Source organism: Mesorhizobium sp. M1088, assembly GCF_040318575.1.
GTDB lineage: Bacteria > Pseudomonadota > Alphaproteobacteria > Rhizobiales > Rhizobiaceae > Mesorhizobium.
Map to the genome: position 1 here is coordinate 51725 of NZ_JAMYMO010000004.1, position 25545 is coordinate 77269.

Genomic DNA, 25545 nt, shown 5'->3' on the forward strand with positions numbered 1-25545 from the left:
GCCTAGCCCTCGCCCATTGAAGAGGACACCAACGGCCGCGCGTGAAGATAACGTGCGGCGCGCCGCTTGCTGTCGATATCCTTGAAAACCTTCTGGACCTGCATCACCGTGAGGCTGGTTGCCTCAGCGACGTCTTCGTCGGCGATCCCATGGTTCAAGCCGTAGAGGCACAGATCCATCAGATAATAAGGAAGCGCGAAGTAGAACTCCTCCTGACTCTGCGCCATCGAGAAGGTGTCCGTGGTGGGCGGTCTGCGCCGGACCTCTTCGTCCACCCCAAGATATTCGGCCAATTGGTAGACCTGGGTCTTGTAGAGGTGGACGATTGGCATCAGGTCGGCAATTCCGTCGCCCTGCTTGACGAAGAAGCCCTGGTCGTACTCCAGGCGGTTCGGCGTGCCCGCTACCGCGTAGTTGAGGCGGTCGGCATGGTAGTATTCGGTCATCTTGCGCAGGCGCTGCTTGTAGCTGGTTGCAGCGACGATCTGCAGATAGGCTGCCGACGGCAGGCGCACTGTGTCGGTCCTGCCCTCGGGGTCCTGAACCGTGAGGCGCGTGATGTTGAGACCGTTGCTCTCGAGAACCGAGGCGAGCACCAGCTTGCATTTCCAGCCGTCCCCATATTCGGGAACGACGGTCTGGATTGCTTCGGTCTGCCGTCTATAGGCGCCGGTCGCTTCCAGGGCCGGCGTTATATCCTCCAGGATCGTTTCGATACCAAGGTGTGCGGCGACAATGCGGCCGAGCCTCAGTGAGTCGCCGGAGGAATGGCGCTCCGGCATGAATATCCCGAGGACCTTGCCTTTCCCAAAGGCGCGAACACACAACGCCGCAACGACGGAGCTGTCGATGCCGCCTGAGAGGCCGACAACCACGCCTCGACGTCGCAGCGTGCCAAGGACCTGCTGGCGCAAGATCTGGACGATGCGATCGACTTCCGCGCCAGCGTCGAGCACCAGGGCGTCTTTGCCGAATGATGAGATCAGGTCGATGGCTTGTACTCCAGTTTGCGAGACTCGATTGGCGAATAGGTTTTCGCCACCGCTTTCTCGATAAGGGGACGATTGGTGGTAAGGTGAGGCTCTACAACCAGATCGATGTGGCTGCCGACGATCGGAATCACGTCCAGATGGGCGAAGACGTTATCCCAGCCGATTGCCAGAGGCATTCCGGGTCGAGCACAGCGGAACAGGGTGCCTGTGATCGGCAGAGACGGCTTTGGCTCGGCCACCCACTGGAAGAAGGCTTGCGCGCGCAAAACCTCTTGCAGTTCTAGTTTGGTTCTAAAGCTCGTCGCGTTGAACTGTCCTTGAGCGAAGCGGTCGAGAAACTGGACCAGTTGTGCCTCGCGCTTCATTGCCACGGCAACTTTCGCGAGGGCGCGGCAAGCCATCCGGTAAGCGGACACGCGGTTGGTTCGGATTCGATTGACTGTGCGCGTAAACGTCTCCCAGCGGGCGCTTCGCTCCCCGACGAGGCTGGTGTCGAGGATGCCGAGGAACTTTACGGTTCGCCCCGCTGCCAGCAGCCGCGCCGCAACTTCGAAGGCAACAGCGCCGCCGAGCGAATGGCCGAGAAGTCGTACATGGCCCGAGGGTTGGGCGCGGCGGATCTGGTCGACGGCGGCGTCGGCCATATCGGCGAGGCTGTCTTGTCCGCGCAGTATCATAGCCAGGGCCGGATACCTGATCGGGGCAACACGGGTCACCTTGCCCATCGCTGCTGCAAAGGCAGCAAGGCTCGGGCCATAGCCGACGGACCCGGGGAACAGAAAAAGAATGGGAGGGTCGTGCTTCTGGGCGCGCGCGCTTTGATCGCCTGCCTGGGCGGACACGACCGCCTTGATCATTTGCTCCAGGCTCATCCCGACGGTGAAGGCCTCAAGGCCGAGTTCCTGCCCGATGGCGCTTTCGATTTCCATGACGCAGTGCAGCAGCTTTAGCGAATCTCCTCCGGCGTCATCCCAGCGTCCTGCCGCTACGCGCGTATTGAGAATGCTGGTCCATGCCCGCTGGACGACCTGCTGCGCGGTCAGCTTGCCTTGCGGCTCGAGCGGACGCGCGGTCGCCGCTGTCTCTCTGGCTGAAAGATCCATCTCTGCAAGTGTCGTGATGTCGACTTTGCCGCTCGGCAGACGCGGAATCTCGGCGATCGTGTGCAACCGCAAGGGACGCAGCGGCGGCGGCAGATTGGTCCTGACAAGCTGGCGAAGCTCGTCCGAAAAGGTCGCTTCGGCCGAGCGCCGAGGAATAGCAAAGGCGACAAGCTCATTCGCGGCCGTCACGATTGCCACGGCATCCGCGACAGAGGGTGCACAACGCAGCACCCGTTCGAGTTCGGCTGGCTCGACGCGTCGACCGTTGATTTTTACCTGGCGCCCCTTGCGACCGACGATGTGCAGCAGGCCTTGATCATCAAGTCGAACGAGGTCACCTGTCGCGAAAATCCGAAGGCCTGGATCGTGCGGGTCTGATGTTGCCGGCACAACCGCCCCGTCCTCCCAATGGCCAAGCAGGACATACGGGCTCCTGATCAGAAGTTCTCCGCTGCGGCCCGGTTGAACGCGGCGGCCCGCTTCGTCGACAATTGCGAAGGTGATTCCAGGCAGCAGCCAGCCAACTGGAACCGAATCTCCATGCTCTGGCCAGTCTCGCGGCAGGAACCATTGCGAGCCGGTGGTCTCGGTTGACGAATAACCGATCTGGACAAGGCACGTATCGGAGACGGCCTTGCGCAGCAGGGCGATGTCGGTCCAGGGCACCTTCTCGCCACCGATCCGGGCGACTCTGAGTGAATGGAACGCTTCTGCAGGTCCGTCTGCCATAAGCGCGCGAAGCAGTGCCGGCACCAGATAGGTGATTGTCACGTCTTCGGATCGCACCAGGCGTTGAACGGCGCGCAAGCCGACCGCTTCGACTTCGACCAGATGCAAGGTGGCGCCGGTGAGAAGAGCAGCAAGAATCTCCCGGCACCCGGCGATTGTGGCCGGTCCGGTCAATGGCAGGAAAACGTCATCCGAGTTGATGTGGCACGCATCGACATATTGCTGGACCCGGGATAGCAAGCTGCGCTGGCTGTTAACGATGCCTTTGGGCCTGCCCGTACTCCCTGACGTATAAAGCACGATGGCGGGCGCATCGACCGAGACGAAATAAGAACGAGGCACTTGCCCAGCCTGCGAGGCCGCACTGGTCGACACATCGATCCAACTGACCAGGTGAGGCAAACCATCGGGTCGGACATTGCCCTCGCCCAGGACAGCTGAGAGCCGCGCCCCGGCCACGATTTCAAGGATACGCGAGCTAGGATCTCGCGTGTTGAGTGGCACCGAAGGCCGCCCAGCCGTCATGCTTGCCAGCATGGCAATGGGATACCAGGCCGAGTTGGCCTGAAGAATCCCTATCGCCTGTCCGTCTGGGACGGCCGCCGCGATCTGGTGGGACAGCGTCTCGACTGACCGGAGGAGCTGGGAATAGGTCAGACGATTGGCGCCGTCGCTGATTGCAAGCTTGTCGGGGTACTGGCGGACGACATTTCTCAGGTGATCGAAGGCCGCAATGTTGGTAAAATCGACGCCCAATCTTTGAAATGGGCGCAGTACGGGACCACCCTGATCCAGTGCGTATTGTGGGACACTTGACCAATTATCCGAGGTCGTTGTCTGACAATCCACCGCTAGATCCTGATCCGCGACTTCTGATCCCAAATATGCCGAAGACATGAGTTGCCTACGCTAAGATTAGGGTCACTTATCGCCCCCCGCCCCAATCTTTTCATCGATCATTCTGATGATGCCCCGATCTTCGCTCAATGACGCTTGGTTAGTCACTTCGCCTGTTTCGCAAGCCGCCGGCAGAGCCAATCATGCCGGGCTCGCTGGCTGTTGTGGTGCGCATGACACGGACACATGCCAAGGCGGGCTCGAAGACCAAGGTGGGGTCGAAGATGGAATTGCCGCTATTCAGGCATATTGCCTATTCGGTGGTTCTTCCGGACGATACCGCCGATGCTTCGGTATCGGAATAGCTGCCGGGGACGAAACAATAGGCATAGATCTGTCCCCGATTTTCGTCGGTCACGCGGATCCAATCCTTTTCCCACGTTCGGAAGGTAATACGCCCGCCCGTCATCATAGCTGCGGCTCTGAACGGACTCGGCGCGTTGACAACGCGCACCGAGATAACATCGTCGCCGTCCATACGCTCGACGAGATACGTCTGCATGAAAGCCTCCCCATGCCCCGCTAGATCACCCGCACTTTAACGCCGGCTAATGAATTCGGTTGCAACTGCTTGGCGAAACTTTGGGTCCGATACTTTCCGTACCCACCGGCAACTTGGTCCTCCGTATCCGTCAGGTTTTTCAGCGACGGGATGCCAGTTCGGGGGAAGGCAGGCTGATTGCGGCCATGCCGGCGACATGCCAATCTGCGCCGCAACGTTAGGCCTCCGCCTCCGCGGGCAATGGAAAAGGCGCTCGAATGGGCTCCTTTATGCTGTCCGTGATCTGGCATTCTGCCCGTGATTTGGCCTTATCGGACGACCCTGCAGGCCTTTGCGGGACATCCACATAGCGTGGTGTCGCCATCACCGAGGCATAGCAATGTGCGTCGGCGGAGAAATGGGACGGTTCGTGGTTTTCTGAACCTGCCTCACGACGACTGCGTCGTGTCGACGATCCGTTGGAACAGAAGGCCTGGTGCTGGAACGTCAATCGTATTTGGCCAGGAAACGCCCGACGGCGCTGAGGCAGTCGTGCTTTTCCTCCACATGCGGCATGTGGCTGGAATTCGGGAAGACCAGGCCTTCAACGTACGGGATAAGATCCAGAAAGGGCTGGACGCAGGCCTCGGTCGCTTCGTCGTAGAAGCCGCGGAAAACCAGGGTCGGCGCCTCGATCCGATGCAGGCGGTCGACGATGGTCCAGTTCCGCATCGTGCCGATGACGTGGAACTCATTGGGACCGTTCATGGTGTGATAGACGGTCGGATCTTCCTCGATTGCCGCAAATGTCCGGGCGACCTCTGGCGGCATCGGAACGACGCGACAGACATGACGGTCGTAGAAAGCCTTCGTCGCCGCAACATATTCGGGGTGATCGGTGGTTCCCGCCGCTTCGTGCCGGTCGAGCGCACTTTGCACATCGGCTGGCAACTCGGCGCGCAATTGCCGGGCTCCTTCCACCCACAGCGCCATCGAGGCCAGCGAATTGGCCAGGATCAATGCCTTGAGCCCCTCAGGGCGGCGCACGGCGTGCTCGGCCGAGAGTATGCCGCCCCAGGACTGGCCGAGCAGTGCATAATGGCCGGCAATGCTGAGATGGGCGAGCAACGCATCGAGTTCGCCCAGGAAGAAATCGACGGTCCAGAAGTCGCCGCCCTTGTCCGGCAGATGGGTCGATTTGCCGTTGCCGATCTGATCGTAGTGGATGACGGCTCGCCCGGTTCCGGCAAGCTCCTTGAATGAGTCCACATAGTCGTGGGTGCAGCCCGGTCCACCATGAGCGACGACCAGGGGCAGCTTGCCCGACCCGATGTCCCCGGTCACACGGTACCAGGTGCGATAGCCCTTGTAGTCGCTAAATCCTTCGGTGATCGCATGTGCCGTCACAGTCCAAGCTCCGCATCATGGCGCGGCAGGAGCCACTTTGGTGCACCCCTCCCAAGCCTTGTTTGCGGCCGACGGTACTAAGCGGCCCAGCGCATTTACAGCTAGCACTATTTATAGGTTCGCCGGTTATGGGTTCGCCCGAGGCAAGGCCGATCGCCCGCAGGTCGCGAGCCTCAATGCTCCGGTTCGAGCAGCCGGTAATGGGCGGCGAGCGCGATGGCATGGAAGCGGTTGCGCGCGCCAAGCTTTCGCGTCGCCGCGTTGAGGTGCAGCGTTGCGGTAGGCACCGCGCGGCCAATCTCACGCGCGACCTGCTTGGCCGTCAGTCCGGCAGCGGCCAGGCGCAGGCACTGACGTTCGCGCGACGTCAGATGGACATGTTGGCAGGTGCGGATTCCGGCGTCGAAACCGGCGTAGGCGGAGTCATGCAGCAGATGACCCAGATCTCCGATCTCGGCGATCAAGGGTCTGGCTTCGAGCTCGAACCCGGCCTCCGGATCGGCACGGATCGCGGTAAAGGTGGCGAGATCGCCGCCGGCAAGGCGAATGGGAACGGTGACGCCGCAGGTCATCCTGGTGTCAAGCAAATAGCTGACCACAGGATCGTGCTTGGACTGGAGCACGCGCTGCATGACGGTGCTCTGAACGCCGCTGTGCGACCAGAGAAACGGTCTCGATACGGTGAGCGCGGCCTCCTGCACCGGGTCAAGCTGATAATATCCGCCCTTGCACCAGAGATCCTGCATGTCGCGCGGCACGTTGCGCAGAGCCATCAACGAGGGCGTGATAAGCTCGCCCTTGTGACTGACCGGCACGGGCGTATAGTCGTAGATGAATGCGGTGAAACCGATGGGCTCCAGCACCTCCGTTGCCACCGCCATGGCAGCGTCGATGCTCATTCCGGTTTGGAACCGGCTCTCTAGATCGCCTGGAAGGCTTTGCATCGGGCAAGCTTACCCGCTGATGATTGCTTGTCAAATAGCCATGTCGGCCGGCTGCTCAACAAATAGGCGGGGATAACCTGTCCGACCCTATCTATCTTAATAGCTATCCCGTCCGGCTTCGCTCGCCGTAGTCTTTTGCGATTGGGCCAAGTAGCGGACACCGTTCGCAAACCCAGACGGTTTCAGCCGCGCAATGGTCGATCGACCGGGTTCAGCGCGGTAAAAGCCGACACGCCTCCATGAGGGAACAAATATGCGACCCCAAAAAGCATTTGCAGCGTTGATGCCCTGCCTGGCTCTGCTCGGCGTGACCATGATGTCGCCGGCAAGCAGTGCCTTGGCCACCGAGGGAAAGCCAGGCGGCACACTCCGACTGCTGGCCAATGCCGCGGCAGGCACCGCCGATCCGCACATCAACTACACGCTGCAGTATTTCCAGATCAATTATGTCCTCTACGATGGCCTGGTGACCTACAAGAAGGCCGGGGACAAGACCGGCTTCGAAGTCGTCGCGGACCTGGCGGAAAGCCTCCCGCAGGTCGAGAACGGCGGCAAGACCTACGTCTTCAAGCTGCGCAAGGGCATCAAATTCGCGGATGGGTCGGATGTCACCACGAAGGACGTGGTGGCTTCGTTCCAACGCATCTTCAAGATCAGCGGGCCGACGGCCGGGACCTTCTACAAAGGCATCGTCGGCGCGGATGCGTGCTTGAAGACGCCTGCGACGTGTACCCTCGAAGGTGGCCTGTCGGTCGACGACGCCGCCGGAAACATTACCTTCAACCTGGTCCAGCCGGATGCCGAGTTCCTGCAGAAGCTGGCTGTTCCGCATGCGTCGATCCTGCCGGCGAGCGCGCCGCTGAAGGACGCCGGCACCGATCCGATCCCGGGCACCGGACCCTACATGATCGCCAGTTACGATCCCAACAAGCTGATGAAGATTGTGCGCAACCCTCATTTCAAGGAATGGAGCAAGGAAGCGCAGCCGGCCGGATATCCGGACGAGATCGACTACGAATTCGGCCTAACCGACGAGGCGGCGGTGACCGCTGTCGAGAACGGCCAGGCGGACTGGATGTTCGACCCGCCGCCGTCCGACCGTCTCGCCGAACTCGGCACCAAATATGCCAAGCAGGTCACGGTTCATCCGCTGACAGCGATGTGGTACGCGCCGATGAACACCAATCTGGCGCCGTTCAACGACATCCGCGTTCGCCAGGCAGTGAACTTCGCGATCGACCGCGCCGCGATGGTCAAGCTGTTCGGCGGCAGCAATCTGGCGCAACCGGCCTGCCAGATCCTGCCACCGGGCTTCCCGTCATTTGTGGCCTATTGCCCGTTCACCGCCAATCCGGGCGAGAAGTGGTCAGCACCGGATATGGACAAGGCCAAGCAATTGGTCGCTGAATCGGGAACCGCAGGTCAGGAGGTGACGATCATCACCGAGGACACCACGGTCTCCAAAGCGATCGGCGTCTACCTGCAGGATGTGCTCAACCAGCTTGGCTACAAGACGTCGGTCAAGCCGATCTCGCAGAACATACAGTTCACCTACATCCAGAACACCAATAACAAGGTGCAGATTTCGATCTCGCAATGGTTCCAGGATTACCCGGCGCCATCGAATTTCCTGCAGGTCTTGTTCAGCTGTGCCTCGTTTACGCCGGGCTCCGACGCCTCGGTCAATATTTCGGGGTTCTGCGACAAGTCGATCGACGCATCGATGGACGAGGCAGAGGCAGCCACCATCGCCGATCCGGCCAAGGGCGCGACACTCTGGACCGCCATCGACAAGGCTGTGACGGACAAGGCTCCGGTCGCTGTCCTGTTCACGCCAAAGCGCGTCGATGTGATCTCTTCCAGGCTGAAGAACTTCACCTTCAGCCCGCAATTCTACTGGATTGTCAGCCAGTCCTGGGTGGAATAGCCGACCGGAGCCAATGCGACGGAGTGCCGCTGGCTCTCCGTCGCATTTCCTTTTCCGGCGGATCAGCGCATCTTCCAGGCCGCGATTTTTCCCAGGCAATCCTGTTCATGGTCAATGTCATTGCGGACCAGCCTGCCATCCCGGTTCGCCGGGCCACCGATGGCCCGTGGCGCACCGCATGGCGCAAGCTGAAAGGCGATCGTTCGGCAATATCTGCCTTCGCCGTGCTCGTCGTCATCGTGATCGCCTCGCTCGCGGCGCCGCTTTATGCGCGGTACGTCTCCGGCACCGATCCATTTGTGACCAATCTCAATGGCGAGATCGTCGTCGATGGGGTGACCCAGCCGGTGCTGCAGCCCTCCACCGAAGGCCTTGGCCTCGGCATGACGCCGGTCGGGCCGACCTGGCGCATCGGACCCTATATGCTGGGTGCCGACAACCAGGGCCGTGACGTCGCGGCGCGGCTGCTTTACGGCGGACGGGATTCGCTGTTGATCTCGGGTGCTGCAGCCGTGCTGTGCCTTGTCCTCGCGACATTCCTTGGGGTCGTTTCCGGCTTCTTCGGCGGCATCGTCGACATCGGCCTGTCGCGCATTCTCGACGTGCTCTGGGCTTTTCCGATTTTCCTGTTGGCAATTTCATTGTCGATCGTGCTGATTGCGCAGAGTATCCAGATCGGTCCGTTCGAAATCCGCTCCGGCAGCCTGTGGCTACCGGTCTTCATCATCGGCATCGTCTATGTGCCCTATGTGGCGCGGCCGATCCGCGGCCATGTCCTGACCTTAATGCATGCCGAATTCGTCACCGCTGCGATCGGCCTTGGCGCATCGCCCTGGCGCATCCTTTTGCGCGACATCATGCCCAATGTGGTGACCCGCATCATCGTTTTCGTGCCGTTGATCCTGGCGCTCAACATGATGACGGAATCCTCGCTGTCGTTCCTGTCGATCGGCGTGCAGCCGCCGGATGCCAGCTGGGGCACGATCATCCAGGACGGCCAGGGCCTGCTCTATTCGCGGCCGGTCGTGGCACTGGCGCCGGGGCTAGCCATTGTGATCACGGTGCTGGCTCTAAACATTCTGGGCGACGGCGTGCGCGACGCGCTCGATCCGAAATCCTCGCCGAGGGGCGTCTAGTGGTTGCCGCGCTCGGCTTCCGGCTTGGCCAGATGGTGCTGGTTATGTTCGGTATCAGCGTCGTCGCTTTCCTGATCTTCTTTGCGACGCCTGGCGCTGATCCATCGGCGCGCATTGCTGGCCGCAATGCTTCGCAAGAGACGCTGATCCAGGTGCGCCACGATTTCGGTCTCGACCGGCCATTGCCGGTGCAATATGGGCTGATGATGAACCGGCTTTTCGTCAGCCGCGATCTCACCTCCTTCGTCAATCGCGGGCAGCGCGTCATTCCGACCGTGATAAGCGCCATTCCCGTGACGCTGTCGCTGGTCGGCGGCGCGGCAGTGCTGTGGGTGCTCGGCGGATTGATCGTCGGTGTGATCGCAGGCGCAACGCGCGGTACATTCATTGATCGCGCGCTGATGATCCTGAGCCTGGTAGGTGTGTCGATCCCGGTCTTCTGGCTGGGCGAGGTCGCCAACCTGCTGACGCAAAGCCGCTGGCACGACAACTGGCTGTTTTCCTGGGTTCCTCCGCTCGGCTACATCCCCCTGACCGAGAATCCCTGGGGCTGGTTCAAGGCGCTCGTCATTCCGTGGTTCACGCTGGCAACCCTTTATGTCGGCCTCTACGGCCGGGTGCTGCGGGCAAGCCTGATCGAAATGATGCAGGAGGATTTCATCCGCACCGCCCGGGCCAAGGGGATCGGCGAACGCCGGGTGCTGCTGCATCATGGCCTCAGGACCTCTTTGGTCGCATTCGTCACCATGTTCGGCCTCGATTTCGGTGCCTTGGTCGGCGGCGGCGCGCTGTTGACCGAAGTGGTCTTCGGATTGCAGGGTGTCGGAAAACTGACGTATGAGGCGCTGCAGACCCTCGATCTGCCGATGATCCTGGCCACGGTGATTTACGCCGCCTTCTTCGTGGTGATGGCAAACTTCGTCGTCGACGTCGTCTTCGTCATAATCGACCCGAGGGCGCGCAATGTCGGCTGATGCTCCCCTTCTGGTGGTCAAGGACCTCACTGTCTCCTTCCGCAGCGACGAAGGCCTGGTGCGGGCGGTGGGAGGTGTTTCGTTCTCCGTCGAGCAGCGCGAGATCGTCGGTGTGGTCGGCGAATCCGGTTCGGGCAAAAGCCAGACCTTGCTCGCCATTATGGGGTTGATCGACAGCCCCAACGCTATCGTCTCCGGTTCCATCCGTTTCATGGGACAGGAGCTGATCGGGCTCAAGCGGCGTGCGCTCGATGCCATCCGCGGCCGCCAAATCGCGATGATCTTCCAGGATCCGATGTCTGCGCTCACCCCGGTGCATACGATCGGCAACCAGATCGGCGAGCAGGTCCGCGCGCATGAAAAGGTGTCGGCGAAAGCGGCACGGGCGAGGGCCGTGCAATTGCTGGATGCGGTCGGCATCGCAAATCCGGATCGGGTCATCGACAGCTACCCGCACCAGCTTTCCGGCGGTATGCGCCAGCGCGCGGTGATTGCCATGGCGCTCTCGTGCAACCCGGCGCTGCTCGTCGCGGATGAACCGACTACAGCCCTCGATGTTACCGTGCAGGCGCAGATCCTCGAACTGATCGGACGATTGCGCGACCAGTTCGGTTCCGCTGTGATCCTGGTCACGCATGATCTTGGCGTCGTCGCCGAAGTCGCGGACCGGGTACTGGTTATGTATGGCGGACGCTTTGTCGAGGAGGGCGGCAAGAGCAGCGTGTTCCGGGCGCCGCTGCATCCCTACACATGGGGCTTGTTCGGCTCGATCCCGCCGATGGAGGGACCACGTCCAGCCCGGCTCGCTGCCATTCCGGGAATTCCGCCGTCGCTCTCCAACCTGCCGAAAGGCTGCGCCTTCAGCCCCCGCTGCGCCTTTCGCCACGACGCCTGTCTGGTTCAACTGCCGATCATGCAAGGCGAGAGCCATCGCGCCGCGTGCCTGTTGCCGGAGCCTACGCGCAGACAATTCGCTGCCCAGAGGCCTGGCGGCGTGGTGGAGATGCAACGATGAATGCCAGGCCACTCGAACGTCCGCTGCTTCGTGCCGGCGACCTGTCGAAGCGCTATAGCGTCGGCCGCTCGATCTTCCCGGCGCAGCGCCGGACCGTGCATGCGGTTGATAGGGTGTCGCTCGACATCTGGCCCGGGGAGACCCTCGGCATCGTCGGCGAGTCCGGTTGCGGCAAATCCACGCTTGGCCGGTGTCTGGTGCGTCTGACCGAAATCAGCTCGGGGTCGCTGGAATTCGAGGGCCGCGACATCAGCGACGCCTCCCAGCGCCAGCTTCGTCCGTTGCGGCGGCAGATGCAGATGGTCTTTCAGGATCCCAGCGCTTCGCTCAATCCGCGCCGGCGGGTCGGCGATCTGCTGGCCGATCCGTTCCGCATCCATGAACGCCTCTCGGCATCGGAAATGGCGGACCGCGTGGCCGAGCTCCTGCGCCGGGTCGACTTGTCGCCCCAGCACGCATCGCGCTACCCGCACGAATTCTCCGGCGGCCAGCGCCAGCGTATCGGCATCGCCCGCGCGCTGGCGCTGCGGCCACGGCTGATCGTGGCCGACGAGCCGGTCTCGGCGCTCGACGTGTCGATCCAGGCGCAGATCGTCAATCTGCTCGCCGACCTGCGCGAGGAGTTCAACTTGACCTATGTGTTCATCGCCCACGATCTTTCCGTGGTGCGTCAAATCTCGAGCCGTGTGGCGGTGATGTATCTGGGGTCAATCGTGGAGAGCGGGCCGACCGACGAGGTCTTTGTGGCGCCCAGACACCATTACACCGCGGCGCTGCGTTCCGCCGTGCCGATACCCAGCATTGACCGGGCGCGGCGCGGCCGGCTGGTGCTCAAGGGTGATCTGCCCAGCCCGATGAACCCACCCTCGGGGTGCCGGTTCCACACCCGTTGCCCAGCTGCCACCCCGATCTGCCGCAGCGAGCGCCCGCTTCTCCAAAGCATTGGCGAGGGCCGCCTGGTCGCGTGCCATCATCCAGCCGACGGTTGACTAGGGGAATTCTCGTTCAACGATATCCGGACCGTCAGCCGTAATCATTGCTTCGGCGAGAATAGAGGCCGATCTGGACGCCGCACGATCCGGCGCTATGTTGCGCTTCGGCGGCCGGGCATCGCGGATGCCTAATACTAAAGTAACTGTTCTCGCGTTGCCGAGCGATGCTACGATTTGAAGGACGGCGGCCGTACAGCGCTGCGTGATTTTGCGCCGGCGAGGACGGAATGTGGGAGGCCACTCTTCGTGCTGCAGCAGGCTGCCGCCGACATGTTGCTCGGTTGTCGACCATAAGGGAGGAAGTCACCAATGAAGATATCGTACCTGGTCTCAGCCGCGCTTCTTGCAGCGACCGCGATGCCTGCCGCAGCCGCCGAGATTTCCGACGGCAAGATCAAGATCGGCATTCTCAACGACCAGTCGGGCGTCTATGCCGATTTCGGCGGCAGGTGGTCGGTTGAGGCCGCCAAGATGGCGGTCGAGGATTTCGGCGGCAAGGTACAAGGCTCGCCGATCGAGATCGTCAGCGCCGACCACCAGAACAAGCCGGACATCGCCTCCAACATTGCGCGGCAGTGGTATGACACCGAACAGGTCGATTCCATCATGGAACTGACCACCTCCTCGGTGGCGCTCGCCGTCCAGGGAATTTCCAAGGAGAAGAAGAAAATTGACATCGTCACCGGCGCCGCGACCACCGAACTCACCGGTAAACAGTGCTCGCCCTATGGCTTCCACTGGGCCTACGACACGCATTCGCAGGCAGTGGGGACTGGTGGCGCTCTCGTCCAGCAAGGCGGCGACAGCTGGTTCTTCGTCACAGTCGATTATGCATTCGGCTATTCGCTGAAGGAGCAGACCGCAAAGTTCGTCGAGAGCCATGGCGGCAAGGTGGTTGGCGAGGTGCGTTACCCGCTCGGCTCGACCGACTATTCATCCTTCCTGCTGCAGGCGCAATCGTCGGGCGCCAAGGTTATCGGCCTGGCGAATGCCGGCCTCGACACCTCCAACTCGATCAAGCAAGCGGCCGAATTCGGTATCGTGCAGGGCGGTCAGCGGCTTGCAGCACTTCTGTTCACGCTGGCCGAGGTGCATGGGCTCGGTCTCGAGGCGGCGCAAGGCGTGGTGCTGACCGAAGGTTTCTACTGGGATCGCGACGACAAGAGTCGCGAGTTCGCCCAGCGCTTCTTCAAGCGCACCAACCGCATGCCGAATATGATCCAGGCCGCCACCTATTCAGCGGTGACCCAGTATTTGAAGGCGATCGACAAAGCCGGCACCGATGGAACCGAGGCGGTCGCCAAGGAATTGCATGCGATGCCGGTGAACGATGTCTTTACGGCGAACGGCAAAGTGCAGGCCGACGGCAACATGGTTCACGACATGTATCTTTATCAGGTCAAGTCGCCGAGCGAGAGCACCAAGGAGTGGGACTATTACAAACCGCTCGCCACGATCCCCGGTAACGAGGCGTTTCTGAGCCCCAAGGAGAGCGGCTGTCCCACGGCAGGCGAGTGATTGGCGGACCGATGGCGCCGCCTGGACCGGATGGGCCGCGGGTAGTGCTTTCCGCCCGCGGTTTGCGGCGTGACTTCGCCGGCTTTGTTGCGGTCAGGAATGTCGATCTCGACCTCTACCACGGCAATATCCACGCGCTGATCGGACCCAACGGCGCTGGCAAGACCACCGTCTTCAACCTGCTCACCAAGTTCCTGCCGCCGACCAGCGGCAGGATCGAACTGCTCGGCCACGACATCACCCGCACCTCGCCGGCCAAGGTCGCGCGGATGGGCCTGGTGCGCTCGTTCCAGATCTCGGCGGTGTTTCCGCATCTCAGCGTGCTCGACAATGTGCGCGTTGCATTGCAGCGACGGGCCGGACTCAGCGTTCAGTTCTGGCGCTCGCTGTCTGTGCTCGATCGGTTGACGCCGCGCGCCGAGGAGCTTTTACGGTCTGTCGGCCTCGACGATGCCAAGAACAGGCCCGCCGCCGATCTCTCCTATGGCAGGAAACGCGTGCTCGAGATCGCCACGACGCTGGCGCTCGACCCGAAAGTGCTGCTGCTCGACGAGCCGATGGCCGGCATGGGGCATGAGGATGTGCGCACGGTTTCCGACATCATCCGCTCGGTCGCCAGGGAGCGTGCGGTGCTGATGGTCGAGCACAATCTGACTGTTGTAGCCGATCTTTGCGACTGGATAACCGTCATGCAGCGCGGCGAAATCCTTGCCGCCGGCGACTACTCCACGGTCAGCCGCGACGAGCGGGTGAGGATCGCCTATATGGGCACCGCCGATGAGTGACGCCGCGCCGCTTCTCGCAGTCCGCGGCCTCAACGCCTGGTATGGCGAGAGCCATGCGCTGCACGGCGTCGATCTTGAGGTCTTTCCAGGTGAAACTGTGACGTTGCTGGGCCGCAACGGCGTCGGCAAGACTACGACATTGCGCGCCATTATCGGGCTGATCCGCCAGCGGACCGGCCAGATTTTTTTCGACGGCAAGGATCTGATGCGCCTGCCATTGCACCGGACCGCGCATCAAGGCATCGGCCTGGTGCCAGAGGAACGCGGCATCTTTGCGACGCTGACCGTGGACGAGAATCTGGTTCTGCCGCCGATCGTCGCCGAGGGCGGCATGAGCGTGCAGGAAATATTCGATCTTTTCCCCAATCTGAAGGAGCGCCGCAACAGCCCGGGCACCAAGCTGTCGGGCGGCGAGCAGCAGATGCTGGCGATCGCGCGCATGCTCAGAACCGGCGTGAAAATGCTGCTTCTCGATGAGCCGACCGAGGGCCTGGCTCCGGTCATTGTGCAGCGCATCGGCGATCTGCTGGCGACGATGAAAAAGCGCGGCATGACGATCCTGCTGGTCGAGCAGAATTTCCGCTTTGCCAGCCGCGTCACCGACCGTTTCTACCTGATGGAGCACGGCAAGGTCGTGGCGGGCTTTCCGGTCGGCGAACTGCCGGATCGCATGACGCTGCTGCATGAAGTGCTGGGTGTATGATGGCGCCATGACGATGATCTTCGGGATACCCGTTCAGGCATTCCTCGGCCAATTGCTGGTCGGCCTCATCAACGGCTCGTTCTACGCAATGTTGAGCCTGGGCCTGGCTGTCATATTCGGCCTGTTGCGCGTCATCAATTTTGCCCACGGCGCGCTCTATATGCTCGGCGCCTTCGTCGGGTACCTGCTTCTCACCCGCTTCGGCATCGGCTACTGGCCGGCTCTGATCCTGTCGCCGCTGATCGTCGGCGGCTTCGGCGTCGTGGTCGAGCGCCTGGCGCTGTCGAGGCTTTACGACATCGACCCGCTTTACGGGCTGCTTTTCACCTTTGGCCTCGCGCTCGTGCTCGAAGGGGTGTTCCGTTACTACTATGGCGTATCGGGAAGTCCTTATTCCGTGCCGCCGCTGCTCTCCGGGGGAACCAATCTCGGCTTCATGTTCCTGCCCAATTATCGCGGCTGGGTGGTGGTCGCCTCGATGATCGTCTGTTTCGGCACCTGGGCGCTGATCGAGAAGACCAGGCTGGGCTCCTATCTGCGCGCGGCGACGGAGAACCCCGGCCTGGTGCAGGCTTTCGGCGTCAACGTGCCGTTGCTGCTGACCCTCACCTACGGCCTCGGCGCCGCTCTTGCCGGACTTGCAGGGGTTCTCGCCGCGCCGATCTATCAGGTGAGCCCGCTGATGGGATCTGACCTCATCATCGTCGTCTTCGCCGTCGTCGTGGTCGGCGGCATGGGATCGATCCTCGGGGCGATCGTCACCGGTTACATGCTTGGCCTCGCCGAAGGCCTGACCAAGGTCTTCTATCCCGAAGCCTCCAATCTGGTGGTCTTCGTCATCATGGCAATCGTGCTTCTGGTCCGGCCAGCCGGCCTGTTCGGAAGGGATGCCTGAGATGGCCGAACTGACACTTCGCGAGACGCGTGCCAAGAATTCGGCACGGCTTGAATGGGCGCTGGTCGGGCTCGGCATCCTGGCGCTGCTGGTGGCGCCTTTCTTCGTCTATCCGATCTTCCTGATGAAGATGCTGTGCTTTGCGCTGTTTGCCTGCGCGTTCAACCTTCTGCTCGGCTACACCGGGCTGTTGTCCTTCGGCCATGCGACATTCTTCGGCGGGGCGGCCTATTTCACCGCATACGCGGTCAAGGTCTGGGGCTGGCCACCGGAAGCGGGCATCCTGCTCGGTGTCCTAGGTGCCGCGCTGCTCGGCCTTGTGATGGGCTTCTTTGCCATCCGCCGGCAAGGCATCTATTTCGCCATGATCACGCTGGCGCTGTCGCAGATGTTCTTCTTCTTCTGCGTGCAGGCGCCGTTCACCGGAGGTGAGGACGGCATCCAGGGCGTGCCGCGCGGCAGGCTGCTTGGAATGCTCGACCTGAACGTCTCGATGAACATCTATTATTTCGTGCTGGCGGTCTTCCTGATCGGCGTGTTCGCCATCTGGCGCATCATCAACTCGCCTTTCGGCATGATCCTGCGTTCTATCCGGGAAAACGAGAGCCGGGCCATTTCGCTGGGCTATTCCGTCGCCAACTACAAGCTGGCGGCTTTCGTCATGTCGGCAACATTGGCCGGGCTGGCCGGCGCGCTCAAGGCGATCGTTTTTCAGTTTGCCACGCTCACCGACGTCACCTGGCAGATGTCGGGCGAGGTGATCCTGATGACGCTCCTCGGCGGCATCGGCACCATGGCCGGGCCGATCATCGGCGCCAGTCTGGTCGTCGGCCTGGAAAACATGCTCGCCACCTCGAACTTTCCGGTGACCATCGCCACCGGCCTGACCTTCATGGTCTGCGTGCTGGTTTTCCGGCGCGGTATTGTCGGTGAGGTCTATGCGCGGTTTCTCGGGCCAAAGGGTGACGCGAAAGACTGAACGGCTCAGTTCCGCCTCGCTAGGCGATGCGTAAGCCTTGCGCGTCGAGAAGCACGCAGCCCAGCGGGTCGAAGCAGACATCGACCGCTTCGCCTTCACGCAGCGGCTGGCCGTCGATCAACGTGTTGGCGCGCACCAGCGTGCCGGCGCCGATGTCGATCTCGTAGACCGCATTGCCGCCGAGATAGGAGGTCGAGGCGATCCGTCCCGCCAGCCTGTTGGCAGCACCGGCGGTACCGACGGTAAGCTTCTGCGGGCGAACGACGACGGTGACCACGCTGCCGGTCTCGAGCGCCTTCGGCGCGGCCGCCTTTACGATATGGCCGGTGGCCAGCGCGATCGTCGCCATCTTGCCGTCCATCACGGTCACGCTGCCGGGCAGCATGTTGGCCTTGCCCAGGAAATTGGCGACGAATGCGGTGGCCGGCTGGTCATAGACCTGCGCGGGGGAGCCGATCTGCTCGATCAGGCCGGCGTTCATCACGACGATGTGGTCGGACATCGACAAGGCTTCTTCCTGGTCGTGCGTCACGAAGATAGCAGTGATGCCCGTCTCCCTCTGGATTTTCTTGATCTCGACGCGCATGTCCTCGCGCATATTGGCGTCGAGCGCCGACAAGGGCTCGTCCAGCAGCAGCACTTCCGGCTCGAAGACGATGGCGCGGGCCAGTGCGATGCGTTGCTGCTGGCCGCCCGAGAGCTGTGACGGCAGCTTTGTCTCACTGCCGGGCAGCCGCACCATATCCAGCGCCTTCTTGACCCGGCGCACGATTTCCGGTTTCGGCACGTTTCGGTATTTCAGGCCGAATGCGACGTTGTCGAAGACGTTCTTGTGCGGAAAGAGCGCGTAGTTCTGGAACACCAGACCAATGTTGCGCTTATAGATCGGGATGTCGTCGACCCGCTTTCCGCCGATCGAGATCTGGCCACTGGAGATGTCGACCAGGCCCGCGATCGAGCGCAGGATCGTCGTTTTGCCGCACCCGGACGGCCCCAGCAAGGTGACGAAACTACCTTTGCGGATTGCCAGTGAAAAATCGCGCACAGCGGCGAACTTGCCGTAGAAAATATCGATGTCGCGAAACTCGACCGCAGGCTTTCCTATCGGCTGCCGCTCGCTCTGGGCGAGCGGGTCGCCATCAGCCCCGGCCGAAGCCGGCCGGGGCTGCTGGTCGTGGCTGTTGTCGTCATGCACCTTTCGACACCCTGTCCCATTGCTTGGTCCAGGCGTCTTCGTTCTTCGCCCAGTAGAGCGGATCGGCGAAGGTCAGCGATTTCATCGATCCAGTCGGGTCGAAGGCCGGAAGCGCCGCGATCTTGTCGGTCAGCTTCACCTTGGTGGGGTCAAGCGATGGCGGATAGTTCTGGCCCTCGGCGACGGCGATCGAGGTGGCAGGATCCAGCATGAAGTTGATCAGTTCCTCGCATTCGGCCATCGGCGAACCCTTGAGCACCAGCATGTCCTCCATCCACGCGTATGAGCCGGCAGGGTCGAGATAGCCGATCGGCTGGCCCTGCTGCTGCAGGGCGGCGACACGTCCTGACCAGGCGTCGGTGACAACGATCTCGTTTCGCGACAGGAGGTCCATGAGTTCCGCGCCGGAACTCCAGAACTTCTTGGCCAGGTCGCGGGTCTCGCGAACCTTGGCCCAGACCGCATCCATGTCCTGGATGTTGTTGGGGTCCTGTTTCGTCTGCAGTGCCGCATACCAGACGCGCGTCGTCATATCGGCATAGCCGCCGATCTTGCCGGCATATTTCGTGTCGGTAAGCAGGTTGGCGCCCTTTTCCTTGGCTTCCTCCGGCGAGATGACCTTGTTGTTGTAGGCGATGCCGGTGGTGCCGTAATCATATGGCACTGCCGACAGCTTCGGCGTGATCTTGCGGAACGGCTCGATCATGGCGGTCAGGACATTCGCCATGTTCGGAATGTTTGCCTCGTTGATCTCCGAATTGAAACCGCCATTGACGTATTTGATGTAGTAGTTGACGCCGGAAGAATGGACGATCTGGAAGTCGCCTGGTTTCGACGTCTTGATCTTGGTGATGATCTCGTTCTCGTCGCCAAAGGTGCCCTGGACGACCTTGACCTTGGACTTGGCGGTATAAGGCTGGAACGCGTACTTATCGATCGCCTCCTGCACCACGCCGCCCCATCCGTCGAAGCGCACTTCCGAAACCGCGGCCAGCGCCCGTCCCATCCAGGGCATGGAAAGCCCGGTGGCGGCGGTAGCGGCCGCCGTCAGCGTCAGGAATGATCGCCGGCTGATGTCACCATTGGCATAGCGTTCGTTGAGCCGTTCCAGTCGTTTGGTGGTTGTCAGTTTCATTTCCATTCTCCCATTTTCATTTTCACTTGCCTGCCTTGAACCAGGTGAGGCTTTGCAGGATGAGCCCGCCTGCCAAGGGAATGCCGACCGTCAAAAGGATCATGACGGTTCCGAGCGCGTTCACCTCAGGGCTGATCGAGATCTTCAGCATCGAAAGGATTTGCGTCGGCATGGTCTCGACGCCGGCCGGCCGCCAGAACAGGCTGGCCGAGGTGTTGTCGAACGAAATGGTGAAAGCGAGCAGAACACTGGCAAGCACTGCGGGAATGAGCAGCGGCAGCGTGATTTCGCGGAATGTCGACACGCGCGGCGCCCCGAGCGAAAGCGCCGCCTCCTCATAGGAACGTTTTATGCCGACCATGCGCGCCTGGACGATCAGCACCACGTAGGGGAGCGTGAGCAGAATGTGGCCGAGCACCAGCAGCGTCATGGTGCGCGGCTGGTCGACGGCTTTGATCATGACCAGCAGGCCGACGCCGAGTATCGTTTCGGGGACCAGCGCGGGAAGAATGACAAGCGTGTTGATCGCCTGCTTGCCACGGAACTCGAAGCGCACCAGCGCCAATGCCGCCATGATGCCGAGCAGCGTCGTCACCGTTGCCGTCACCAGGGCAATCCACATCGATGTCCGGAAGGCGTCGAGAACCGGCTCGTTGGTGAGCAGCTTTTCGTACCATCGCAGGCTGAAGCCGGTGAGGGGAAAGCCGCCGAACATCGAGGCGTTGAAGGAAAGCACGACCGTGGCGAGGATCGGCGCAAACATGAAGACGTAGACGCACACCGTGATCGCGCCGGTCAGCCGCCACACCCATCTGCCTTCGCGATCGGGATGGTCCGCTCTCATGCACTGAGGCCCTTCATGATCTGCGATAGGCCCATATAGCGGCTATAGGCGGCCGCGGCCGCGCCGAGCAGGACGAACAGGACGATGGAAAGCGTGGCGCCCATCGGCCAATTGAGCTGCCCCATGATGGTGTCGTAGATCAAGTTGCCGAACAGCGCATCGCGGCTGCCACCGAGCAGCTGCGGCGTCACATAGGAGCCGGCCGCCAGCACGAAGCAGAGCAGCAGCCCGGCGCCCAGCCCCGGCATCGATAGCGGCAGGGTCACTTCGCGAAACGCCTGCGCGCTGGTACAGCCCATCGAGCGGGCGGCGGCGATCAGCGTGCGGTCGATGCTTTCCAGGCTGACATAGACGTTCAGGATCATATAGGGCAGCAGAAAATGCAGCAGCCCCATGATGACGGCGCCCTCGGTGTAGAGCATCGGCAACGGCTCGTTGATAATCCCCAGCCTGATGAGCACGACGTTGATCAGCCCCTGTTCGCCGAGAATATGGATCCACGAGAATGTCCGGATGGTGAAGCTGATCCAGAACGGCACGATGAGCAGCAGCAACAACAGCCATTTGTGCCTGAAGGTCGTGGCCCAGATGAAATAGGCGGGGAAATAGCCAAGGATCGCGCAGATCACAGCGGTGATGGCGCCGACGCGAACGGTCTTCCAAAGAAAACCGTGATAGTAGCTGTCGGTGAGGAATTCCTTCCAGTTGTCGAAGGTCAGCACCGCCGACTCCACCCCCGCGGTGACGAAGGTGAAAAACGTGTAGACCGTCATCATCGCGATCGGCAGCAGCAGAAGCAGGGTAAGCAGTAAAAGCACAGGCGCGACGAGGACCCAGGCCAGTCGCTGATCGTATAATTTCCACCCTTTGGTCACGACCCGTCCAACCGCTTTATGTGCAAGCCGCCATCACCGGGCTCGGCTCCGGACTAGATTGGGCGATCGGCGTTCAGGTGTCCACTCTGCATATGGCTCCTGCACAAATTCTGTGCAGGGCCACCGCGCGACCCTCGCCCTGCCGGATTCAACAAAATTGCCAGGCGTTCCGCCCGCACATTGATTAAATCAGATATCCCGATATACAGGGTAATTTCGGATATGGATTTTACATGGGCCGGGCAATTTCATGAGTCGCAATTTTCTGGTGATTGAACCTGAGGAAGGCATTGCCGTGCTCAAGGGGCTTGCCTCCTCGGCGCGGATCTCGATGCTGAAATTGCTGCATGAGAAGGGGCCGATGAATGTCAACGAAATCGCCGCCGTGCTGTCGCTTCCGCAGTCGACCGTCTCGACCAACATCCAGGTGCTGGAGGATGCGGGGCTGATCCGCACCGAGAACCTGAAAGCGAAGAAAGGCAGTCAGAAAATCTGTTATCCGACGGCGGAAGAAGTGCTCGTCGTGTTCAAGAGCGAATATCGTGCGGTCAAGAACGACGCGATCGAAGTGTCGATGCCGATCGGGCTTTATACCGGCTTCGAGGTTACCGCGCCCTGCGGCCTTTGTTCGCCGGACGGCATCATCGGTCTGCTCGATGTGCCGAACACTTTCCTCGATCCGGACCGCATGAAGGCCGGTCTGCTATGGTTCACGCGCGGTTTTGTCGAATACCAGTTCCCCAACAATGCCAAGCTCGCGAATGCCGAGATCACCGGCCTCGAAGTTGCGATAGAGCTGTCTTCGGAAGTGCCGGGCACCAGCGCCGATTGGCCCTCGGACATCACGCTGACGATCAATGGCGTCGATGTCGGCACCTGGACGTCGCCGGGGGATTTCGGCGACAAGCGCGGCGTCTTCACGCCCTCCTGGTGGAAGCTCAAGGGCTCGCAATACGGTAAGCTGAAGAACTGGCGAATTGCCAATGACGGCACCCATGTCGACGGCCTCAGGATTTCCGAAACCGGCCTCGCCGCACTCGATCTGAAGAGCCATCATTCAATCCGCGTCCGTATCGGCGTCAAGGACGACGCCAAGCGCCCCGGCGGGATCAATATTTTCGGCAAGGGCTTTGGAAATTACGATCAGGACATCCTGCTCAGGATCAAAACTGGTTGATATCATGAAACCGGGTTCTGAAGATAACGCAGCAATTTCAACTATCTGGCTTTCTGCTGTTCCAAAGCGTTCGTCTAATTGTCCTACATTTGGCTATTTTGGCTTGACGAAGGGCTGCCAATTCCTCTTTGATATCGGGCAAGATGATTTAAATCATCGTTTGTGATATCGATGGGAGGAATGCATGAAGGCAGCCGTTACGGCTCATCCGCACTATGTTGTCTCGGAAATCGATCCGAGGCTCTACGGATCCTTCATCGAGCATCTGGGGCGGGCAGTTTACACTGGCATCTATGAGCCCGGCCATCCGACAGCGGATGCCAACGGCATGCGTCAGGACGTCATCGATCTCGTCAGGGAACTCAATGTTCCGATCGTCCGCTACCCCGGCGGCAATTTCGTCTCGGCCTACAATTGGGAAGACGGCATTGGCCCCAAGGAACAGCGTCCAGTGCGCCTCGACCTCGCGTGGCACACGTCGGAAAGCAACGAAGTCGGCCTGCATGAATTTGCCGATTGGTGCACCTCCGCCAACACCGAGATGATGCTTGCCGTCAATCTCGGCTCGCGCGGCCTCGATGAAGCCCGCAACCTGCTGGAGTACGCCAACCATCCCGGCGGCAGCAAATGGAGCGACAAGCGCATCGCCAACGGCCGCAAGGAGCCGTTCGACGTCAAGCTCTGGTGCCTCGGCAATGAAATGGATGGCCCCTGGCAGATCGGCCACAAGACCGCGGACGAGTATGGCCGGCTGGCGCATGAGACGGCCAAGGCCATGCGTGCCTTCTCCAAGTCACTCGAGCTGGTGGTCTGCGGCTCTTCGAATGCCAAGATGCCGACCTACCCTGAATGGGAAGCGACGGTTCTCGACCATACCTACAACGAGGTCGACTACATCTCGCTGCACATGTATTTCGACAACGAAGCCAACGACGCTCCGAACTATCTCGCCATGAGCGAAAAGCTCGACGACTACATTGTCTCGGTCGCCGGCGCCATCGAGTATATCAAGGCCAAGAAGCGCTCCAACAAGCAGGTCTACATCTCGTTCGACGAATGGAACGTCTGGTACCATTCCAAGGAGCAGGACAGGAAGATACTCGGCGGCAGCAACGGCTGGCCGTTCGCCCCGCCGTTGCTCGAAGACATCTATAATTTCGAGGATGTGCTGCAGGTCGGCCTGATCCTCAACACCTTCATCCGCCGTTCCGATGTCGTCAAGATCGCCTGCCTGGCACAACTGGTCAATGTCATTGCGCCGATCATGACCGTTCCGAATGGCCCGGCATGGCGGCAGACGATCTTTTATCCCTATCTGTTTGCTTCTAGCTATGGTCGCGGCAATGCGCTGGATCTCAAGGTGGAAAGCCCGACCTACAAATCCAGCGTTGCGGGCGACGTCGCTTATGTCGATGTTGCCGGCGTGCACGACAGGCAAACCGGCCACGTCACCTTCTTCGCGGTCAACCGCCATTCGAGCGAGGCAATCGAAACAGTGGTCGACCTCACCGGCTTCGGCGCGGCGGAGATCGTCGATCACCAGGTGATGGCACACGCCGATCTGAAAGCCGTCAATTCGGCCGAAAACCCTGGCAATGTCGGCCCCAGGAAGGGTGAGGGCGCCTCGCTCGCCAGCGGCAAGCTGAGCCTGTCACTGCCGGCCTATTCCTACCAGGTCATACGCCTGAGGCTCTGAGTTCAGGCGGATCATCGAGAAAGCGCAAACGCTGAGGAGGAGCGTCGACGTGACGGCCGATATCGAGATCAGGAACGTGAGCAAGCAGTTCGGTGCCATGACGGTGCTGGATCATCTGTCGCTCTCCATAAGGGCACGCGAATTCATCGTGTTCCTGGGCCCGTCCGGCTGCGGAAAATCGACGCTTCTTCGAATGATTGCCGGGCTCGAAGCTGTCGATAGCGGCGAGATTGCCATCAACAACGAGCGCATCGATCATCTGCCACCGGGCAAGCGCGGCATTGCCATGGTGTTCCAGTCCTATGCGCTTTATCCGCACATGACGGTGCGCGACAACATGGCCTTCGGGCTTGCGAATATCGGCGTTCCAGGCAAGGTCATCGAGGCGCGCATCAACGAAGCCGCCCGCATCCTCGAAATGCCGCATCTGCTCGATCGCAAGCCGGGCCAGCTCTCCGGTGGTCAGCGCCAGCGCGTCGCCATCGGCCGTGCGATCGTCAAGGAGCCGAAGGCCTTTCTGTTCGACGAGCCGCTTTCCAATCTCGATGCGGCGTTGCGCACCCGCACCCGCATCGAGCTTGCCCAGCTTCACCAGCGGCTGCAATCGACGATGATCTTCGTCACCCATGACCAGGTCGAGGCAATGACGCTGGCCGACCGCATCGTCGTCATGAACAATCGCAAGATCGACCAGATCGGTACCCCGATGGAGATCTACGAACGCCCGGCGACCAAATTCGTCGCGGGTTTCGTCGGCTCGCCGGCGATGAACTTCGTCGATGCGACGCTTGACAGATCCGGCGAGAACGCCACGGCCAGGTTTGCGGACGGCGTCTCGGTGCAGACCGAGATCGCCTCCAGCCAACTGACCGATGGCAAGTACACTTTCGGCATCCGTTCTGAAGACGTGCGCATCGTTGCCGCCGGACAGGGCAACGCCGGCGGCGTGGTCGATGTGCTCGAGCGGCTCGGCGAACGCACCCTGATCTACGCGCGGCTGGGCGATGGCCAGCAGATCGTCGGCTCGGATGCCGGCAACAGCCGCGTCGCCGTCGGCGACAGAATCGGGCTCGCCTTTGACGGCCAGAAATCGCATCTGTTCAACGAGACCGGCCGCGCCTGGCATGCGAGAGAGGCCTGAGATGG

Annotated in this window: 23 protein-coding genes; 14 read left to right on the forward strand and 9 right to left on the reverse strand. The window is 61.2% G+C overall.

The window, feature by feature from the left end; all coding sequences use genetic code 11:
- Positions 1-2: 2 nt before the first annotated feature.
- From nadE to NKH49_RS06750, 5 genes are all read right to left on the reverse strand, one after another.
- Positions 3-986, reverse strand: coding sequence for an NAD(+) synthase (gene nadE / locus NKH49_RS06730; RefSeq protein WP_352925866.1), 984 nt, complete (start codon positions 984-986; stop codon positions 3-5).
- On the reverse strand, positions 983-3721 hold the full coding sequence (locus tag NKH49_RS06735) for an AMP-binding protein (protein WP_502907845.1): 2739 nt from the start codon (positions 3719-3721) through the stop codon (positions 983-985). Before NKH49_RS06735 ends, nadE begins: the two co-directional genes overlap by 4 nt.
- Before the next feature lie 253 nt (positions 3722-3974).
- On the reverse strand, positions 3975-4223 hold the full coding sequence (locus tag NKH49_RS06740; RefSeq protein ID WP_352683162.1) for a hypothetical protein: 249 nt from the start codon (positions 4221-4223) through the stop codon (positions 3975-3977).
- Positions 4224-4709: 486 nt separating this feature from the next.
- Entirely contained in the window at positions 4710-5609 is a 900-nt protein-coding gene (locus tag NKH49_RS06745) for a proline iminopeptidase-family hydrolase (RefSeq protein WP_352925643.1), read from the reverse strand.
- 173 nt (positions 5610-5782) lie between these two features.
- Positions 5783-6508, reverse strand: coding sequence for a LuxR family transcriptional regulator (locus tag NKH49_RS06750; RefSeq protein WP_245274646.1), 726 nt, complete (start codon positions 6506-6508; stop codon positions 5783-5785).
- A 298-nt stretch (positions 6509-6806) separates the two neighbouring features.
- Between NKH49_RS06750 and NKH49_RS06755 the strand changes: the two genes are divergently transcribed.
- The 10 genes from NKH49_RS06755 to NKH49_RS06800 all read left to right on the forward strand — a co-directional run bounded on the left by NKH49_RS06755 (position 6807) and on the right by NKH49_RS06800 (position 17477).
- Positions 6807-8480, forward strand: a complete 1674-nt coding sequence (locus tag NKH49_RS06755) for an ABC transporter substrate-binding protein (protein WP_352925645.1) — start codon at positions 6807-6809, stop codon at positions 8478-8480.
- Between the two features lie 107 nt (positions 8481-8587).
- On the forward strand, positions 8588-9616 hold the full coding sequence (locus NKH49_RS06760) for an ABC transporter permease (protein WP_352449667.1): 1029 nt from the start codon (positions 8588-8590) through the stop codon (positions 9614-9616).
- Positions 9616-10590: an ABC transporter permease gene (locus tag NKH49_RS06765; RefSeq protein WP_352541714.1), complete on the forward strand. Its 975-nt coding sequence runs from the start codon at positions 9616-9618 to the stop codon at positions 10588-10590. Before NKH49_RS06760 ends, NKH49_RS06765 begins: the two co-directional genes overlap by 1 nt.
- On the forward strand, positions 10580-11605 hold the full coding sequence (locus NKH49_RS06770) for an ABC transporter ATP-binding protein (protein WP_352472482.1): 1026 nt from the start codon (positions 10580-10582) through the stop codon (positions 11603-11605). Before NKH49_RS06765 ends, NKH49_RS06770 begins: the two co-directional genes overlap by 11 nt.
- On the forward strand, positions 11602-12594 hold the full coding sequence (locus NKH49_RS06775) for an ABC transporter ATP-binding protein (RefSeq protein ID WP_352925647.1): 993 nt from the start codon (positions 11602-11604) through the stop codon (positions 12592-12594). The genes NKH49_RS06770 and NKH49_RS06775 overlap by 4 nt, the downstream gene beginning before the upstream one ends.
- A 312-nt stretch (positions 12595-12906) precedes the next feature.
- Complete coding sequence (locus NKH49_RS06780; protein WP_352925649.1) at positions 12907-14115, forward strand: ABC transporter substrate-binding protein; 1209 nt, start codon at positions 12907-12909, stop codon at positions 14113-14115.
- An 11-nt stretch (positions 14116-14126) separates the two neighbouring features.
- Complete coding sequence (locus NKH49_RS06785; protein WP_352541711.1) at positions 14127-14900, forward strand: ABC transporter ATP-binding protein; 774 nt, start codon at positions 14127-14129, stop codon at positions 14898-14900.
- Positions 14893-15603, forward strand: coding sequence for an ABC transporter ATP-binding protein (locus NKH49_RS06790; protein ID WP_352541710.1), 711 nt, complete (start codon positions 14893-14895; stop codon positions 15601-15603). The genes NKH49_RS06785 and NKH49_RS06790 overlap by 8 nt, the downstream gene beginning before the upstream one ends.
- Positions 15604-15610: 7 nt before the next feature.
- A complete protein-coding gene (locus NKH49_RS06795; RefSeq protein ID WP_352501369.1) occupies positions 15611-16498 on the forward strand; it encodes a branched-chain amino acid ABC transporter permease in 888 nt (295 codons plus the stop codon).
- Position 16499: 1 nt separating this feature from the next.
- On the forward strand, positions 16500-17477 hold the full coding sequence (locus NKH49_RS06800; protein WP_352501368.1) for a branched-chain amino acid ABC transporter permease: 978 nt from the start codon (positions 16500-16502) through the stop codon (positions 17475-17477).
- 19 nt (positions 17478-17496) lie between these two features.
- Here NKH49_RS06800 and NKH49_RS06805 read toward each other — a convergent pair whose 3' ends face one another.
- The 4 genes from NKH49_RS06805 to NKH49_RS06820 are packed head-to-tail and all read right to left on the reverse strand — an operon-like array spanning position 17497 to position 21526.
- Positions 17497-18672, reverse strand: a complete 1176-nt coding sequence (locus NKH49_RS06805) for an ABC transporter ATP-binding protein (protein WP_352472489.1) — start codon at positions 18670-18672, stop codon at positions 17497-17499.
- Entirely contained in the window at positions 18665-19807 is a 1143-nt protein-coding gene (locus NKH49_RS06810) for an extracellular solute-binding protein (RefSeq protein WP_352817221.1), read from the reverse strand. The genes NKH49_RS06805 and NKH49_RS06810 overlap by 8 nt, the downstream gene beginning before the upstream one ends.
- A gap of 22 nt (positions 19808-19829) precedes the next feature.
- A complete protein-coding gene (locus NKH49_RS06815; protein WP_352925652.1) occupies positions 19830-20651 on the reverse strand; it encodes an ABC transporter permease in 822 nt (273 codons plus the stop codon).
- Positions 20648-21526, reverse strand: coding sequence for an ABC transporter permease (locus tag NKH49_RS06820; protein WP_352851013.1), 879 nt, complete (start codon positions 21524-21526; stop codon positions 20648-20650). The genes NKH49_RS06815 and NKH49_RS06820 overlap by 4 nt, the downstream gene beginning before the upstream one ends.
- A 250-nt stretch (positions 21527-21776) precedes the next feature.
- Here NKH49_RS06820 and NKH49_RS06825 point away from each other — a divergent pair, with 250 nt between their 5' ends.
- From NKH49_RS06825 to NKH49_RS06840, 4 genes are read left to right on the forward strand one after another with little or no spacing between them, the layout of a single operon-like run.
- Positions 21777-22703, forward strand: coding sequence for an ArsR/SmtB family transcription factor (locus NKH49_RS06825; protein ID WP_352472493.1), 927 nt, complete (start codon positions 21777-21779; stop codon positions 22701-22703).
- 4 nt (positions 22704-22707) lie between these two features.
- Entirely contained in the window at positions 22708-22869 is a 162-nt protein-coding gene (locus NKH49_RS06830) for a hypothetical protein (protein ID WP_352541706.1), read from the forward strand.
- An 18-nt stretch (positions 22870-22887) separates the two neighbouring features.
- Positions 22888-24399, forward strand: coding sequence for an arabinosylfuranosidase ArfA (arfA, locus tag NKH49_RS06835; protein ID WP_352472494.1), 1512 nt, complete (start codon positions 22888-22890; stop codon positions 24397-24399).
- Between the two features lie 49 nt (positions 24400-24448).
- Positions 24449-25540, forward strand: a complete 1092-nt coding sequence (locus NKH49_RS06840) for an ABC transporter ATP-binding protein (protein ID WP_352925654.1) — start codon at positions 24449-24451, stop codon at positions 25538-25540.
- The last annotated feature ends 5 nt before the right edge of the window (positions 25541-25545 follow it).